This is a genomic window from Streptomyces sp. NPDC028308 (assembly GCF_055565855.1).
Genome location: NZ_JBVHTO010000004.1, coordinates 330,685 through 344,384, shown reverse-complemented (window position 1 = coordinate 344,384; position 13,700 = coordinate 330,685). Strand labels below are relative to the sequence as shown.

Annotated in this window: 13 protein-coding genes; 7 read left to right on the top strand and 6 right to left on the bottom strand. The window is 73.1% G+C overall.

What is annotated here, in order from left to right; all coding sequences use genetic code 11:
- Positions 1-123: 123 nt before the first annotated feature.
- On the bottom strand, positions 124-732 hold the full coding sequence (locus tag ACZ4VA_RS11705) for a histidine phosphatase family protein (RefSeq protein WP_452923341.1): 609 nt from the start codon (positions 730-732) through the stop codon (positions 124-126).
- Positions 733-1,055: 323 nt separating this feature from the next.
- Between ACZ4VA_RS11705 and ACZ4VA_RS11700 the strand changes: the two genes are divergently transcribed.
- Both ACZ4VA_RS11700 and ACZ4VA_RS11695 read left to right on the top strand, forming a co-directional pair.
- On the top strand, positions 1,056-1,277 hold the full coding sequence (locus ACZ4VA_RS11700; RefSeq protein ID WP_355794397.1) for a CbtB domain-containing protein: 222 nt from the start codon (positions 1,056-1,058) through the stop codon (positions 1,275-1,277).
- Positions 1,278-1,302: 25 nt separating this feature from the next.
- On the top strand, positions 1,303-2,085 hold the full coding sequence (locus tag ACZ4VA_RS11695) for a CbtA family protein (protein WP_355794396.1): 783 nt from the start codon (positions 1,303-1,305) through the stop codon (positions 2,083-2,085).
- A gap of 102 nt (positions 2,086-2,187) precedes the next feature.
- Here ACZ4VA_RS11695 and ACZ4VA_RS11690 read toward each other — a convergent pair whose 3' ends face one another.
- Positions 2,188-2,784 (bottom strand): TetR/AcrR family transcriptional regulator C-terminal domain-containing protein, encoded by a 597-nt coding sequence (locus tag ACZ4VA_RS11690; protein ID WP_355793377.1) that lies wholly within the window; start codon positions 2,782-2,784, stop codon positions 2,188-2,190.
- 357 nt (positions 2,785-3,141) lie between these two features.
- Here ACZ4VA_RS11690 and ACZ4VA_RS11685 point away from each other — a divergent pair, with 357 nt between their 5' ends.
- Positions 3,142-4,332 carry an acyl-CoA dehydrogenase family protein gene (locus ACZ4VA_RS11685; RefSeq protein WP_355793375.1) on the top strand — a complete coding sequence of 397 codons (1,191 nt, stop codon included), beginning with the start codon at positions 3,142-3,144 and terminating at the stop codon, positions 4,330-4,332.
- A 31-nt stretch (positions 4,333-4,363) separates the two neighbouring features.
- On the opposite strand, the gene ACZ4VA_RS11680 is transcribed toward ACZ4VA_RS11685, so the two are convergent.
- The 3 genes from ACZ4VA_RS11680 to ACZ4VA_RS11670 all read right to left on the bottom strand — a co-directional run bounded on the left by ACZ4VA_RS11680 (position 4,364) and on the right by ACZ4VA_RS11670 (position 6,026).
- The gene (locus ACZ4VA_RS11680) at positions 4,364-4,681 is read right to left on the bottom strand and encodes an SbtR family transcriptional regulator (protein ID WP_468081119.1); all 318 of its coding nucleotides are present in this window, start codon (positions 4,679-4,681) and stop codon (positions 4,364-4,366) included.
- 139 nt (positions 4,682-4,820) lie between these two features.
- Positions 4,821-5,456, bottom strand: a complete 636-nt coding sequence (locus ACZ4VA_RS11675) for a DUF305 domain-containing protein (protein ID WP_452923334.1) — start codon at positions 5,454-5,456, stop codon at positions 4,821-4,823.
- A 96-nt stretch (positions 5,457-5,552) separates the two neighbouring features.
- Positions 5,553-6,026, bottom strand: coding sequence for a DUF6153 family protein (locus ACZ4VA_RS11670; protein WP_468080993.1), 474 nt, complete (start codon positions 6,024-6,026; stop codon positions 5,553-5,555).
- Between the two features lie 187 nt (positions 6,027-6,213).
- Here ACZ4VA_RS11670 and ACZ4VA_RS11665 point away from each other — a divergent pair, with 187 nt between their 5' ends.
- Entirely contained in the window at positions 6,214-7,086 is an 873-nt protein-coding gene (locus tag ACZ4VA_RS11665) for an oxygenase MpaB family protein (RefSeq protein WP_452923331.1), read from the top strand.
- A 252-nt stretch (positions 7,087-7,338) separates the two neighbouring features.
- Positions 7,339-8,913: a phytoene desaturase family protein gene (locus tag ACZ4VA_RS11660; protein WP_356164371.1), complete on the top strand. Its 1,575-nt coding sequence runs from the start codon at positions 7,339-7,341 to the stop codon at positions 8,911-8,913.
- A gap of 54 nt (positions 8,914-8,967) precedes the next feature.
- On the opposite strand, the gene ACZ4VA_RS11655 is transcribed toward ACZ4VA_RS11660, so the two are convergent.
- The gene (locus ACZ4VA_RS11655; protein ID WP_468080990.1) at positions 8,968-10,755 is read right to left on the bottom strand and encodes a serine hydrolase domain-containing protein; all 1,788 of its coding nucleotides are present in this window, start codon (positions 10,753-10,755) and stop codon (positions 8,968-8,970) included.
- Positions 10,756-10,938: 183 nt separating this feature from the next.
- On the opposite strand from ACZ4VA_RS11655, the gene ACZ4VA_RS11650 reads away from it, so the two are divergent.
- The gene (locus tag ACZ4VA_RS11650) at positions 10,939-12,051 is read left to right on the top strand and encodes a nitronate monooxygenase (protein ID WP_356164367.1); all 1,113 of its coding nucleotides are present in this window, start codon (positions 10,939-10,941) and stop codon (positions 12,049-12,051) included.
- Positions 12,048-13,607 carry an acyl-CoA synthetase gene (locus ACZ4VA_RS11645; protein ID WP_356164365.1) on the top strand — a complete coding sequence of 520 codons (1,560 nt, stop codon included), beginning with the start codon at positions 12,048-12,050 and terminating at the stop codon, positions 13,605-13,607. Before ACZ4VA_RS11650 ends, ACZ4VA_RS11645 begins: the two co-directional genes overlap by 4 nt.
- Positions 13,608-13,700: the final 93 nt, after the last annotated feature.

The window sequence follows — 13,700 nt, the reverse complement described above, 5'->3', positions numbered from 1 at the left end:
GCCGTACGCACCGGCGAAACGCGGCCGTCCTGCCTGGGTCGTCTCAGCCGCTGTCCGTGCCGGGTGACGTCAGTCGCCGTCCGCGCCGAGGTGGTCTCAGTCGCCGCCCCTGTCGAAGCGGTCTCAGCCGGCCTCGGTGCCAGAGCCGTCTCGGTCCGCTTCCACGCCCGTGAGGGGGCGGCCGACCCGGACGTTCCAGCGGTCCGCGCGGCCACTGAGTTCCGTGGCGGTCAGCGGCGGTACGTCGATCCGCCAGAACGCCGTCTCGGGCACCCCGAGCGCCCTCACCACCGCCGCCCGTACGACCTCCGGTTCCACGACGGCGATCACGCGTCCCGAGAGCTGCGCCGCCGCGTCCAGCCGCCCGGCGACCCGGTCGCACAGGTCCCGCACCGACTCCCCGCCGTGCGGAGCGGCCTTGGGGTCGGCCAGCCAGCGCACGACCGCGTCCGGCTCCCTCGCGCCCACCTCGTCCAGCGTCGCGCCGCGCCAGCGGCCCACGTCGAGACCGGCCAGCGCGGCCACCTCGACGGCGTCCAGGCCGAGCGCGCCCGCGGTGTCACGGCAGCGCGCGCTGGGGGAGACCCACACCTCACCCCTCGCCGTGAGCGTGCCGGCGGCAGCCCGCGCGAGCCGCAGACCGGCCGCGTCGGCGGGGCAGCCGTCGTCGAAGCGCGCCTCGCGCAAGGCCCTGCTGGACGCCGCTGAGATCAAGGTCACTCGGGTCGTCATGGATCCGCTTTCGTGGTCGTGATGGTGCCGTCCCCGTGCCCAACCTCCGTGCGCGGCGGGCGAGTTGACGACCGGCGGGCGCCCCGGGGCGCGCTCCTCCGGACTCATGCGCCCTTGGCCGGGCCTCCGCTTCGCGGTACGGTCTCGACGATATTGACGACGGTCCGGCGGAAGCCCGGTGAGAATCCGGCACGGTCGCGCCACTGTAAGCCAGGCAACGGCCGCCCCCTCCAAGGGCGGTGAGGGCCCGGCAAGTCAGACCCGCAGCCGTCGTCCTGTGCACCACCACGATGGGACGCGAGTTCCCCAGGAGGTCCTGCCACATGGCGCAGTCCGTCGCTCAGCCGGCCGTCACGCCCACCGCCGTTCCCGCGAAGCTGCCGATCAGCGCGATCGCCCCCTGGGCGGTCTTCTTCGGCATCCTGATGCTGGTCCTGCTCTACTTCGTCGGCGCCGAACAGGGCGCCACCTCGCTCGTCTCCGGTGAGAACGTGCACGAGTGGGTGCACGACGCCCGCCATCTGCTCGGCTTCCCCTGCCACTGACGGCGACAGGGAAGCGTACGAGTCGATGAACTCGGCAACAGTGAGAAACCTGCTGGTGCGCGGCATGCTGGCGGGTCTCGCCGCCGGCGTGCTCGCCCTGGTCGTCGCGTACTTCCTCGGCGAGTCGCGGGTGGACGCCGCGATCGCCTACGAGGAATCGCACGCGCACCATCACGAGCACGGCATGGAGGCGGTGACGCGCACCATGCAGTCCACCGGCGGCCTGGCCACCGGTGTGCTCGTCTACGGCGTCGCCTTCGGCGGCATCGCGGCCCTCGCGTACTGCTTCGCCCTCGGCAGGATCGGCCGCTTCGGGCCGCGTGCGAGCGCGCTGCTCCTTTCGACGGCGGGGCTCGTCGCGGTGTACGTCGTGCCGTTCCTCAAGTACCCGGCGAATCCGCCGGCGGTGGGGGACGCCGACACGATCGGCAAGCGCACGACGCTGTACTTCCTGATGACGGTGCTGAGCGTGCTGCTCGCCGTCGCCACCGTCATCCTGGGCAAGCGCCTCGCGCCCCGACTGGGCAACTGGTACGCCACCTTGGCGGCGGGCGCGTTCTTCGTCGCCGCCGTGGGCCTGGCGTACGCGTTCCTGCCGGCGTTCGACGAGGTGCCCAAGGACTTCTCGGGCACCTTGCTCTGGCAGTTCCGGCTCGCCGCGCTGGCGATCCAGGTGACGCTGTGGACCTCCTTCGGGCTCGTCTTCGGCGAGCTGGCCCACCGGCTGGCGGTCGGCGGGACGCCCCGGGTGACGGGGCAGGGTGAGGAGAAGGCGTCCGCCGCCCCGGCGGCTTCCGCGGCGCCCTGAGCGTGCACGAACGACGGGCCCCGGACGACCGGGGCCCGTCCGCACGCGCCGGAGGGACGCTTCCGGCCGGAGCCGCGTGCCGGTGCCCGGTGAGCGCGCGTCTCACCTCAGCCGTTCGAAGCCGTCCAGCATCGCGGTGAGACCGGTCTCGAACCGCGCGGCGGCATCCTCGTCGGCGCCTTCCGGCTCCGGGTGCCGCACCGCCACGCTCAGTGCGTGCCCGACGGTGAACTCCCGTAGACAGCGCGCGACATGGGCCGCCTGCGACGGATCGAAACCGGCGGCTGCGAGGTGCCCGGTGAGCCGTGCGCACACGTCCGCCGCCGCCCGTGAGCGCACCGGGTGCGTCGCGAACACCGCGACGGCGTGCGGGTGGTCGAGCAGGGTGGCCCGCAGTCGCAGGCAGTACTCCCCGGCCACGGTCCGCCAGGACTCCTCCCAGGGCAGCGATTCGAGGTCGGCCTCGGCGAAGAGGAGTTCGGCGACGCCGTCGAAGAGCGCGTCCTGGTCCTCGAAGTAGCGGTACGCGGCCATCGGGTCGACCCCGAGGCCCGCGCCGAGCTTGCGCATCGAGAAGGCGCGCAGGCCGTTGACGTCGATCAGCGCCAGGGCCGCCGCGGCGATGCGGGAACGATTCAGCGCCGGTCTGGGAGGAGGGGGCGTCGGGCCGGTCCCCGCTGCGTGTCTGTCGGTCTTCATGAGACGAGTCGGTCCAGGTTCGTGGTCGGGCCGCTTCCGGCACCGTTCGGAAACCGGTCGGGGGGCCGGTTACGGAACTCCCCGCATGCTACGTCCGGCGCGTCGTCCGGAACATGGGCGGTACGGCGGCACGGGCGCTCGCGTGCGCCCTCGCCGGGGCCGGGCCGCACGAGCCTTCGCGTATGCCCCGCCTGGACCGGGCCGTACGAGCCTTCAGTGCGCCCTCACTGGGACCGGCGGGACCTGCCGCTCCCTCCCGGCGCGTCATCGGCATTCCCAATTTCTGGAACGAGTTCTACTGTGTGCGCCGTCGAGTCCGGGTGGGACCTGCCGATCCACTGGGAGCCAGGAGGCGCCGTGCATCTCGAATACACGCCCGAGCAGCAGCGGTTGCGGACCGAACTGCGCGGCTACTTCGCCCGGTTGGTGCCGGACAACGCCTACGCCCGCCACGGCGAGCCGGCGGCCCAGAAGCGCTTCTACCGCGAGACCGTCCGCCGCCTCGGCGCGGACGGCTGGCTCGGCGTGGGCTGGCCCCAGGAGTACGGCGGGCGCGGACTGAGCCCCATGGAGCAGTTCATCTTCTTCGACGAGGCCGCCCAGGCGGGGGTGCCGCTGCCGCTGATGGCGCTGAACACGGTCGGCCCGACCCTCATGCGGTTCGGCACGGACGAGCAGAAGGCGTACTTCCTGCCGAAGATCCTCTCCGGTGAGATCGACTTCGCCATCGGCTACAGCGAGCCCGACGCGGGCACGGACCTGGCGGCGCTGAGGACGAAGGCGGTGCGGGAGGGGGACGAGGCCACCGGCCACTACACGGTGAACGGCCAGAAGATCTGGACGACCAACGGCGACACCGCCGACTGGGTCTGGCTCGCCGTGCGCACCGATCCGGACGCGCCGCCGCACAAGGGCATCACCATGCTGCTCGTGCCGACCTCCGACCCCGGCTACTCCTGCACCCTCATCAACACCCTCGCCTCGCACGACACGACGGCGAGTTACTACGAGAACATCCGTGTCCCCGCCTCGCGCCGGGTCGGCGAGGAGAACAAGGGCTGGCAACTGATCACCAACCAGCTCAACCACGAGCGGGTGACCCTCGCCGCCCACGGGACGATGGCGATCCGCGCCCTGCACGACGTGCAGCGCTGGGCGATGGAGACCAAGCTCGCCGACGGCCGCCGCGTGGTCGACCTGCCCTGGGTGCGGCGGCGCCTCGCCCAGACGCACACGCGGCTCGACGCCATGAAGCTCCTCAACTGGCAGATGGTGAACGCCGTCCAGGAGGGCACCCTCACCCCGCAGGACGCCTCCGCCGTCAAGGTGTACGGGTCCGAGGCACGCCGGGACGCCTACGCCTGGCTGATGGAGGTCGTCGCCGCGCCGGGGGCACTGAAGGAGGGCTCGGCGGGCGCCGTCCTCCACGGCGAACTGGAGCGCGGCTACCGCTCGGCGGTGATCTTCACCTTCGGCGGCGGCAACAACGAGATCCAGCGCGAGATCATCGCGTGGATCGGGCTGGGCATGCCGAGGGTGCGCCGGTAGAAGCGGGGCGGCGGAGGTCGGAGCGCCGTACTCAGGGCCGGGGCTCGGGGTGGTGCCGGCTGGGGCCGTGGTGCCGGGGGTGCGTCGTGCCCTCGGCGCGGGCCGGGGCGCGTGACGGCTCGGCGCCCTCGGGACGCACCCCGGCCAGGGTGAGGGCGAGAAGCCGGTCCACCGCGGCCTCGGACGGCAGGTCGCCCGCCGCGGCCAGGGCGTGCAGGCAGTAGCTCGCGAGTTCGGCGGGCGCGATGTCGTCGCGGACGGCGCCGGCCCGGGCGGCCTCGGCCAGCAACTCCTCGATCATGCCGTGCAGTTCCCGCTGCGCCTCGACGACCCGGTGGTCACGGTGCAGGAACGCCGACAGGTCCCCGTCATGGTGCTTGCGCGACGCCCGGGTGAGGAGTGCGAACGCGGGTCCGCGGTGAACGGTGCGGAGCCCGGACGGCGGCCGGGGCCGAGCGGGCCGGACGTCCGGCCCGCCGCGGCGCGGGTCAGAGCCGGCCGAGGATGCCCTTCAGCTGCTCGACCTCCGCGGACTGGCTGGTGACGATGTCGTCGGCCGTCTTCACGGCGTCGGCGTTCTCACCCTTCTTCTGCTCGTCCTCGGCCATGCCGATCGCACCGTTGTGGTGGTCGATCATCATCTCGGTGAACATCTCGTCGAAGTCGGCGCCCTTCATGCCCTTGAGATGCGCCATGTCCGTGCCGGACATCATGCCGTCGCCGCCGCCGTGGTCCATGCCGGGCATGGATTCCATGGCGGTCGGCTCGTTCCAGGACGTGAGCCAGCCCTTCATCGTGCGGATCTCCGGGGCCTGAGCCTTCTCGATCTTCGTGGCGAGCTTCTTGACCTCCGGGTCGGAGGCACGGTCGGGGGCGAGCCGGGCCATCTCCAGCGCCTGCTCGTGGTGCGGGATCATCATCTGGGCGAAGGCGACGTCCGCGTCGTTGAAGGAGCCGGACCGGGCGCTCGCCGACGCGGAGCCGTCGTGGCCGCCGTGGGCCGTACCGCCGCTGCCTCCGTCGCCGCCGCAGGCGGTGAGGAGCAGCGCACCGACGGCGAGGGCGCCCGCGGTGACGGCTCGGCGGACGGGCGTGCGGCGCTGGGCGCGGGTGTGGGAAGTCATGGTGAATCCACCTCGTGTGCTTGGTTCTTCGGCTGTTCCGGCGCAGGCGAACCCGCGGGAGCGCATGGCGGCGCGCCCGACGGGAGGCGGTACGGCCTACAGCCGCAGAACCGACAGACGGGTGAGATCGGGCCCGCGGGGCGGCGGATCGGGCCGCGGTACGCCGACGATCCGGGCGAGCAGTCCGGCCGACCGCTCACGGCGGCGGGCGAACGCCGACGCGAGGAGCGCGGTGATCACCCACGCACCGAACAGCACCGCCATGCACAGCGAGAGCATGTCCATGGCCATGGCCGATTCGTGCGAGGAGGACGAGGCCGACGTGGCCGCGAGGCCGGCGTCATCGAGAACGCCGCCGGTGGCGGCGGGTTCGTTCCCGTGACCCCGGTCGGCCGTGTGCGAGGTGTCCGCACGCATCGCCTGCGTGTGGGACACGGTGCTCATCGTGGCGTGGGACGACTCGCGGGGATGGCCCACGGTGTGCATGACGAAGACGCCCAGGGCGAGCACGACGACGAGCAGCAGATGCCCCATGGCACCTGCCGCGCGTACCTGGCGCCTCGCCCTCACGGGTGACTCCGTCATCGGCTGCTGCGGACCTGTCACCCCGACAGTACCGAAGGGACGGGCCCGAAGCCGCGCACGGGTGACGGTCGCGGCGCGAATGCGGGGGAGCGGCGGAGAAGCCTCACCGGGAGGCGGCCGGGATCCCTCCCGTGCCTTGAGGAGCGGCGACGGGCGCGGCCACACTGACCGGATGGACGCCGAACAGCGCGGGGCCGACCCGGGACTCTTCACCCCCGCGTCGGTGACCTGGCAGATGCACGCGGACCCCATGATGTGGATCGCCGGCATCCGGGCGCTCTACCTCCAGGCGCTGCATCCGCGCGCGGTCCGCGGGGTCATGGAGAACTCGGACTTCCGGCGCGACGCCTGGGGCCGGCTGATGCGCACGGCGGATTTCGTCGGGACCACGACGTACGGCACCACGGAGGCGGCCGAACGGGCGGGCGCCCGGGTGCGGAAGATCCACGGCATGCTCCGGGCGACGGACCCCGCCACGGGGGAGCCCTACGGTGTCGGCGAGCCCGACCTGCTGCTGTGGGTGCACTGCGCCGAGATCGACTCGTATCTCCACGTCCTGCGCCGCTCGGGCTTCCAGCTCACGGACGCGCAGGCCGACCGCTACGTCGCCGAACACCGCACCAGCGCCCGGCTGGTGGGCCTCGACCCGGACACCGTGCCCGCCGACCGGGCCCAACTCGCCGCGTACTTCCGCGGGATGCTGCCCGAGCTCGCCGCGGGAGCCGACGCGCGCGCGGTGGACGACTTCCTGCTCCGGCCGCCGACACATCCTCTGCTCGTCCCGGCGCGCGCCCTGCTCTGGCGGCGCGTGGCGCGGCTCGCGTACGGCGCCCTGCCGCCGTACGCCCACGCGCTGTACGGCAGACCGGCCCCGCCCCCGGCCAAGGTGACCCGGCGCCTGCGGGCCACGGGCACGGCGCTGCGCTGCGTTCCCGCGGGTCTGCGCCGGCAACTGCCGCCCCGACACGTACTCCGCGCCGTGGCCCGCCTCGGCCCCGACGCCCGTCCGGCACGGTACGAGGCCGGCGGGCAGCTCGCTCCGTAGGACGGCCCGCGCAGGGTGCGGGGGCGGCGGGGGCCGTCGTACGGGCGGCGCAGGCCGTGCTCGGTGCGGTGCCGGCCCCGACCAGGTCGGCCCCGACCCGGCCGGCGTCCCGCGGTACGGCGACCAGCGGTACGGCGACCGGCCCGATTCGAGGCCGGTACCGGGTGCCGCCACGTCCGGGGCCCGTCCGCCGTACGGCGGCTCGTCCGCACGCCTCTGGCCCGCCCTGATCATCGCGTGCTACCAAGAACCATGTCTGCACACGAGCGATATGACGCCGTGATCGTCGGCGGCGGTCACAACGGACTGGTCGCCGCCGCCTACCTGGCCCGGGCCGGACGGTCCGTGCTGGTCCTCGAACGACTGGGGACCACCGGCGGCGCCGCCGTCTCCACCCGGCCGTTCACCGGCGTCGACGCACGCCTGTCGCGCTACTCGTACCTGGTCAGTCTGCTGCCCCGGAAGATCGTGCGGGACCTCGGCCTGGACTTCCGGGTCCGCGGGCGCACCGTCTCCTCGTACACCCCCGTGGAGCGCGACGGCCGGTCCACCGGGCTGCTCGTCGGCGGCGGCGAGCGGCGCACCCGGGAGGCCTTCGCGCGGCTGACCGGCGCCGACCGCGAGTACGCGGCATGGCAGCGCTTCTACGGGATGACGGGCCGCGTCGCCCAACGGGTCTTCCCGACCCTCACCGAACCGCTGCCCACCCGCGAGGAGCTGCGCCGGCGCGTCGACGACGAGGACGCGTGGCGGATCCTCTTCGAGGAGCCCATCGGTGCCGCCATCGAGGAGAACTTCGCCGACGACCTGGTGCGCGGCGTGGTGCTCACCGACGGGCTCATCGGCACCTTCGCGGACGCCCACGACCCCTCCCTGCGGCAGAACCGCTGCTTCCTCTACCACGTGATCGGCGGCGGCACCGGCGCCTGGGACGTCCCCGTCGGAGGCATGGGCGCGCTCACGGACGCGATCGCCGCCACGGCACGGGCCGCCGGCGCCGTCCTCGCCACCGGCCGCGAGGTGGTGCGGATCGAGACGGACGGACGGGCCGCCGAGGTCATCCACCGCGGCGCGGACGGCGGGGAGGCCGTCGTCGCGGCCCGGCACGTCCTCGTGAACGCCTCGCCGCAGGAGCTGGCCGCCCTGGTCGGCGACGCCTCGCCGGCCCCCGCCGAGGGTGCCCAGTTCAAGGTGAACATGCTGCTCAAGCGGCTGCCGAGGCTGCGCGACACGTCCGTGGACCCGCGCGAGGCGTTCGCCGGGACCTTCCATGTCGCCGAGGGGTACGAGCAGTTGGCGGCCGCGCACGCCCAGGCCGCGTCCGGCTCGCTGCCCGCCGCGCCGCCCTCGGAGATCTACTGCCACTCGCTGACCGACCCGACGATCCTCGGCGCCGGCCTGGCCGACGAGGGCTACCAGACGCTCACGCTCTTCGGCCTCCACACCCCGGCCCGGCTCTTCGCCGCCGACAACGACGGTGTGCGCGCGGAGCTGTTGAAGTCGACGCTCGCGGAGCTGGACGCGTACCTCGCCGAGCCGCTCGCGGACTGCCTCGCGACCGACGCCGAGGGCCGCCCGTGCATTGAGGCCAGGACTCCGCTCGACCTGGAACGCGACCTGCGGCTGCCCGGCGGCAACATCTTCCACCGCGACCTCGCCTTCCCGTACACCCAGGAATACACGGGCCGTTGGGGTGTGGAGACGCGGCACGCCAACGTCCTGCTGTGCGGCGCCGGCGCCGTACGCGGCGGCGGGGTGAGCGGCGTACCCGGGCACAACGCGGCCATGGCCGTACTGGAGGCGGTGGAGCAGGGCGGCCCGCGCTAGGGAGTACCCCGGGCGGCACCGGACCGGTGCCGCCCCGCGCCGTGTGCGGGAGTCTCAGTCGGCCGAGGGCGACCAGCCCGCCGCCTCGATCCGCGCCGCGTCCGCGGGCCGCGCGCCGTCGAAGAGGACGCGGTCGCCCGTCTCGACCCGCAGCGCGTCCACGTAGGCGCCGCGTCCGGCGTACAGGCGGTCGGTGGCGTACCGCCAGCGCAGCGTCAGCGCCCGTTCCGCGGGCAGGCCGGCGTGCAGCCTGTGCCAGACGCGGCCCGACCAGCCGGTGACCGAGCCGGCCGGATGGTCCCGTGGCTCCTCGTCGCGTCGTACGGTCGTGAACGGGACCGGCAGCCATGTCGCGCCCCCGTCCGCCGAGGCCTCCAGGAACAGGCCGTCCGACTGGGGCTCGGTGTCCCACCACACGGAGCAGCGCAGCCGCGTCCCCGCCGCCGTCGTGTCGAGCGCGGGCAGGGTGAGCGTCGCCGTCGTCGCGCTCGCCATGCCGGAGAACCAGGCCGTTCGGCCGCGCGCGGGGCGTACCGGTACGGCTCGCGCCAGATGGTCGGCGGCGGCGACGCGGGGCGCGGACCCGGACCGCCAACCGCGCACCGGATGAACGGAGTTGCCCAGCAGGACGAGGAACGAGTCCGTCGTCGGGTCCAGGACGATAGAGGTGCCGGTGAAGCCGGTGTGCCCGGCGGTGCGCGGTGTGGCCATCGCGCCCATGTACCAGTGCTGGTAGAGCTCGAAGCCGAGGCCGTGCTCGTCGCCGGGGAAGGCGGTGTTGAAGTCGGTGAACATCAGCTCCACCGACTCGGGCTCCAGGATGCGCGCCGACCCGTACGCGCCGCCGTTGAGCAGGGTGCGGCCCAGCACCGCGAGGTCCCAGGCGCAGGAGAACACGCCGGCGTGCCCGGCGACGCCGCCGAGGGAGTACGCGTTCTCGTCGTGCACCTCGCCCCAGACCAGCCCGCGGTCGAGCCCGGACCAGGGCGGGCGCGCGTCCTCGGTGGCCGCGATCCGGGGTTTCCAGGCGGCGGGCGGGTTGTAGCGGGTGCGGTGCATGCCGAGCGGGGCGGTGATCTCGTCGTGCAGGAGCGTGTCGAGTGCACGGCCGGTGACCTTCTCCAGGACGAGCTGGAGGGAGATCAGGTTGAGGTCGGAGTAGAGGTAGCGGCTGCCCGGCGGGTTCAGCGGGGCCTCGTCCCAGATGAGCCGGAGCTTCGCCTCGCGGGTCGGCGCGTTGTAGAGGGGGATCCAGGCGCGGAACCCGGAGGTGTGGGTGAGCAGTTGACGGATCGTGATCTCCTGCTTGCCGCCTCCCGCGAAGTCCGGGAGGTACGACGCGACGCGGGCGCCGAGTTCCAGCGCGCCGCGCTCGATCTGCTGCACGGCGAGGATCGAGGTGAACAGCTTGGAGACGGAGGCGAGGTCGAAGACGGTGTCCTCGGCCATCGGGATCTGCCGCTCGGGCAGGAACTCGACGCCCGAGTCCGTCTTCTCGTCGTACGCCGAGTAGCGCACCGCCTTGCCGATCGGCCGGTGCAGGGCCACGGTGCCGCCGCGGCCGGCGAGGAGCACCGCGCCCGCGTACCAGGGATGCTTGGGGGAGGGGCCGAGGAACGCCTCGGCGTCGGTGACGAGTTGGCGCAGGTGTCCGGCCAGCAGGCCGGCCCGCTCGGCGGAGCCGTGGCGCAGCGTCGGATGGCGTCGGCCCCCTCCGGTGGCGGCCGCCGGCCCGGCAGGGAAGGGGGCGATGGCCAGGGCGCCGCCCAGGGCCAGTGCACGTCGGCCGAGTTGGCGGCGGGTCGGCCCGCCGGTCGCTCTGCCCGCTGCGTCTTCGGTCACCGAGGAGCCTCCTGCCGCGCCGCCTGAAAGTATCTTTCCGGTTTCGCCCTGCGCGGTGAAACTTTCCTGTCAGGCGAGGGGCGTGTCAACCCTGCCGAGGGGTGTCGGGGCCGCCCCACAGAAAACTGACGGAGCATCAGAAAAGGTCTTCCCTCGTCCGGACGTCTGCGGCATCCTGCGGCCATGCAGACGGAGCTGAGCACCACTCTGGGAGTCGAGCACGCCGTCTTCGGCTTCACGCCGTTCCCCGCCGTCGCCGCCGCCATCAGCAGAGCGGGCGGATTCGGTGTGCTCGGCGCGGTCCGCTACACGGCCCCCGACGACCTCAGGCGCGACCTCGACTGGCTGGACGCCCACGTCGACGACAGGCCCTACGGCCTCGACGTCGTCATGCCCGCCAAGAAGGTGGAGGGCGTCTCCGAGGCCGACGTCGAGGCGATGATCCCGCAGGGGCACCGGCAGTACGTCGCCGACACCCTCGCCAAGTACGGAGTGCCGGAACTCGCCGAGGGAGAGGCGTCCGGCTGGCGCATCACCGGGTGGATGGAGCAGGTGGCCCGGGACCAGCTCGACGTCGCCTTCGACTACCCGATCGCCCTGCTCGCCAACGCCCTCGGCTCGCCGCCCGCCGACGTCGTCGCCCGCGCCCACGACCGTGACGTGCTCGTCGCCGCCCTCGCGGGCAGCGCCCGGCACGCCCGCAAGCACGCCGAGGCGGGCATCGACGTCGTCGTCGCGCAGGGCTACGAGGCGGGGGGCCACACCGGGGAGATCGCCACCATGGTCCTCACCCCCGAAGTCGTCGACGCCGTCGACCCGTTGCCCGTGCTCGCCGCGGGCGGGATCGGCAGCGGCCGGCAGGTGGCGGCGGCCCTCGCGCTCGGCGCCCAGGGCGTCTGGCTCGGCTCGCTCTGGCTGACCACCACGGAGGCCGACATGCACTCCCGCACGGTCACGGAGAAGCTGCTCGCCGCCGGTTCCGGTGACACCGTCCGCTCCCGCGCCCTGACCGGCAAACCGGCGCGCCAGCTGCGCACCGAGTGGACCGACGCCTGGGACGACCCGAACGGACCCGGCACCCTGCCGATGCCGCTCCAGGGCCTGCTGGTCGCCGACGCGCTCTCCCGCATCCAGAAGTACGAGGTCGAGCCGCTGCTCGGCACACCCGTCGGACAGATCGTCGGACGGATGAACAGCGAACGCGGCGTCCAGGCCGTCTTCGACGACCTCACCCGCGGCTTCGAGAAGGCCGTCGACCGCATCAACCGCATCGCGGGAAGGAGCACCCGGTCATGAGCCCCGAGACCCCGCCCCCCAACGGCTTCTGGGCGCAGGCCGCCGCGGACCCCGGGCGCACCGTCCTCGTCGCGCCGGACGGCGAGGAGTGGACCGCCGGGCGCCTGCACGCCGATGCCAACCGGCTGGTCCACGGACTGCGCGCCGCGGGACTCGGACGCGGCGACGCCTTCGCCGTGGTCCTGCCCAACGGCGTCGAGTTCCTCACCGCCTACCTGGCCGCCTCGCAGGCCGGCTTCTACCTGGTCCCCGTCAACCACCACCTCGTCGGGCCCGAGATCGCGTGGATCGTCTCCGACTCCGGCGCCAAGGTGCTCATCGCCCACGAGCGGTTCGCCGACGCCGCGCGCCACGCCGCCGACGAGGCCGCCCTCCCCGCCGCCCACCGGTACGCGGTCGGCGACGTCCAGGGCTTCCGCCCGTACGCCGACCTCCTCGAAGGGCAGCGCGCGTCGGCCCCCGACGACCGCACCCTCGGCTGGGTCATGAACTACACCTCGGGCACCACCGGCCGCCCCCGCGGCATCCGCCGCCCGCTGCCGGGCAGGCCGCCCGAGGACACGTACCTCGGCGGCTTCCTCGGCATCTTCGGCATCAAGCCGTTCGACGACAACGTCCACCTGGTCTGCTCACCGCTCTACCACACGGCCGTCCTCCAGTTCGCGGGCGCCTCCCTGCACATCGGCCACCGCCTGGTGCTGATGGAGAGGTGGACGCCGGAGGAGATGCTGCGCCTCATCGACACGTACAGGTGCAGCCACACCCACATGGTCCCCACCCAGTTCCACCGGCTGCTGGCCCTGCCCGCCGAGGTGCGGGCGCGCTACGACGTCTCTTCGATGCGGCACGCCATCCACGGCGCCGCGCCCTGCCCCGACCACGTGAAACGGGCCATGATCGAATGGTGGGGCGAGTGCGTGGAGGAGTACTACGCGGCCAGTGAGGGCGGCGGCGCCTTCGCCACCGCCGAGGACTGGCTCAAGAAGCCCGGCACCGTCGGCAAAGCGTGGCCCATCAGCGAACTGGCCGTCTTCGACGACGACGGCAACCGGCTGCCCGCGGGTGAACTCGGCACCGTGTACATGAAGATGAGCACCGGCGGATTCTCGTACCACAAGGACGAGACCAAGACGCGGAAGAACCGCATCGGCGACTTCTTCACCGTGGGCGACCTGGGATGTCTCGACGAGGACGGCTACCTCTTCCTCCGGGACCGCAAGATCGACATGATCATCTCGGGCGGGGTCAACATCTACCCTGCCGAGATCGAGTCGGAGCTGCTCGCCCACCCCGCCGTCGCGGACGCCGCGGCCTTCGGGATCCCGCACGACGACTGGGGCGAGGAGGTCAAGGCCGTGATCGAGCCTGCCCCCGGCCATGAGCCCACCCGGGAACTCGCCGCCGACATCCTGGAGCACTGCGCGCGGCGACTGGCCGGATACAAGCGGCCCAAGAGCGTCGACTTCATCGAGACGATGCCCCGCGACCCCAACGGAAAGCTCTACAAGCGGCGACTGCGCGACCCCTACTGGGCGGGACGCACCCGGGCGGTGTGACGCGTCCGTGGTCCCGCCCCCGGCCCGGGGCGGGACCACGGACGTCCCTACGGTGTTCGCCGAGCGGGGCCGTCGCCTCAACGCCGTGTCGGT

Bases quoted from the DNA above. Each gene is read 5' to 3' on its own strand.
- ACZ4VA_RS11650 (WP_356164367.1), top strand. From the start codon at position 10,939: ATGCAGACGGAGCTGAGCACCACTCTGGGAGTCGAGCACGCCGTCTTC.
- ACZ4VA_RS11700 (WP_355794397.1), top strand. From the start codon at position 1,056: ATGGCGCAGTCCGTCGCTCAGCCGGCCGTCACGCCCACCGCCGTTCCC.
- ACZ4VA_RS11695 (WP_355794396.1), top strand. From the start codon at position 1,303: ATGAACTCGGCAACAGTGAGAAACCTGCTGGTGCGCGGCATGCTGGCG.
- ACZ4VA_RS11665 (WP_452923331.1), top strand. From the start codon at position 6,214: ATGGACGCCGAACAGCGCGGGGCCGACCCGGGACTCTTCACCCCCGCG.
- ACZ4VA_RS11705 (WP_452923341.1), bottom strand. From the start codon at position 732: ATGACGACCCGAGTGACCTTGATCTCAGCGGCGTCCAGCAGGGCCTTG.
- ACZ4VA_RS11675 (WP_452923334.1), bottom strand. From the start codon at position 5,456: ATGACTTCCCACACCCGCGCCCAGCGCCGCACGCCCGTCCGCCGAGCC.
- ACZ4VA_RS11645 (WP_356164365.1), top strand. From the start codon at position 12,048: ATGAGCCCCGAGACCCCGCCCCCCAACGGCTTCTGGGCGCAGGCCGCC.
- ACZ4VA_RS11660 (WP_356164371.1), top strand. From the start codon at position 7,339: ATGTCTGCACACGAGCGATATGACGCCGTGATCGTCGGCGGCGGTCAC.
- ACZ4VA_RS11690 (WP_355793377.1), bottom strand. From the start codon at position 2,784: ATGAAGACCGACAGACACGCAGCGGGGACCGGCCCGACGCCCCCTCCT.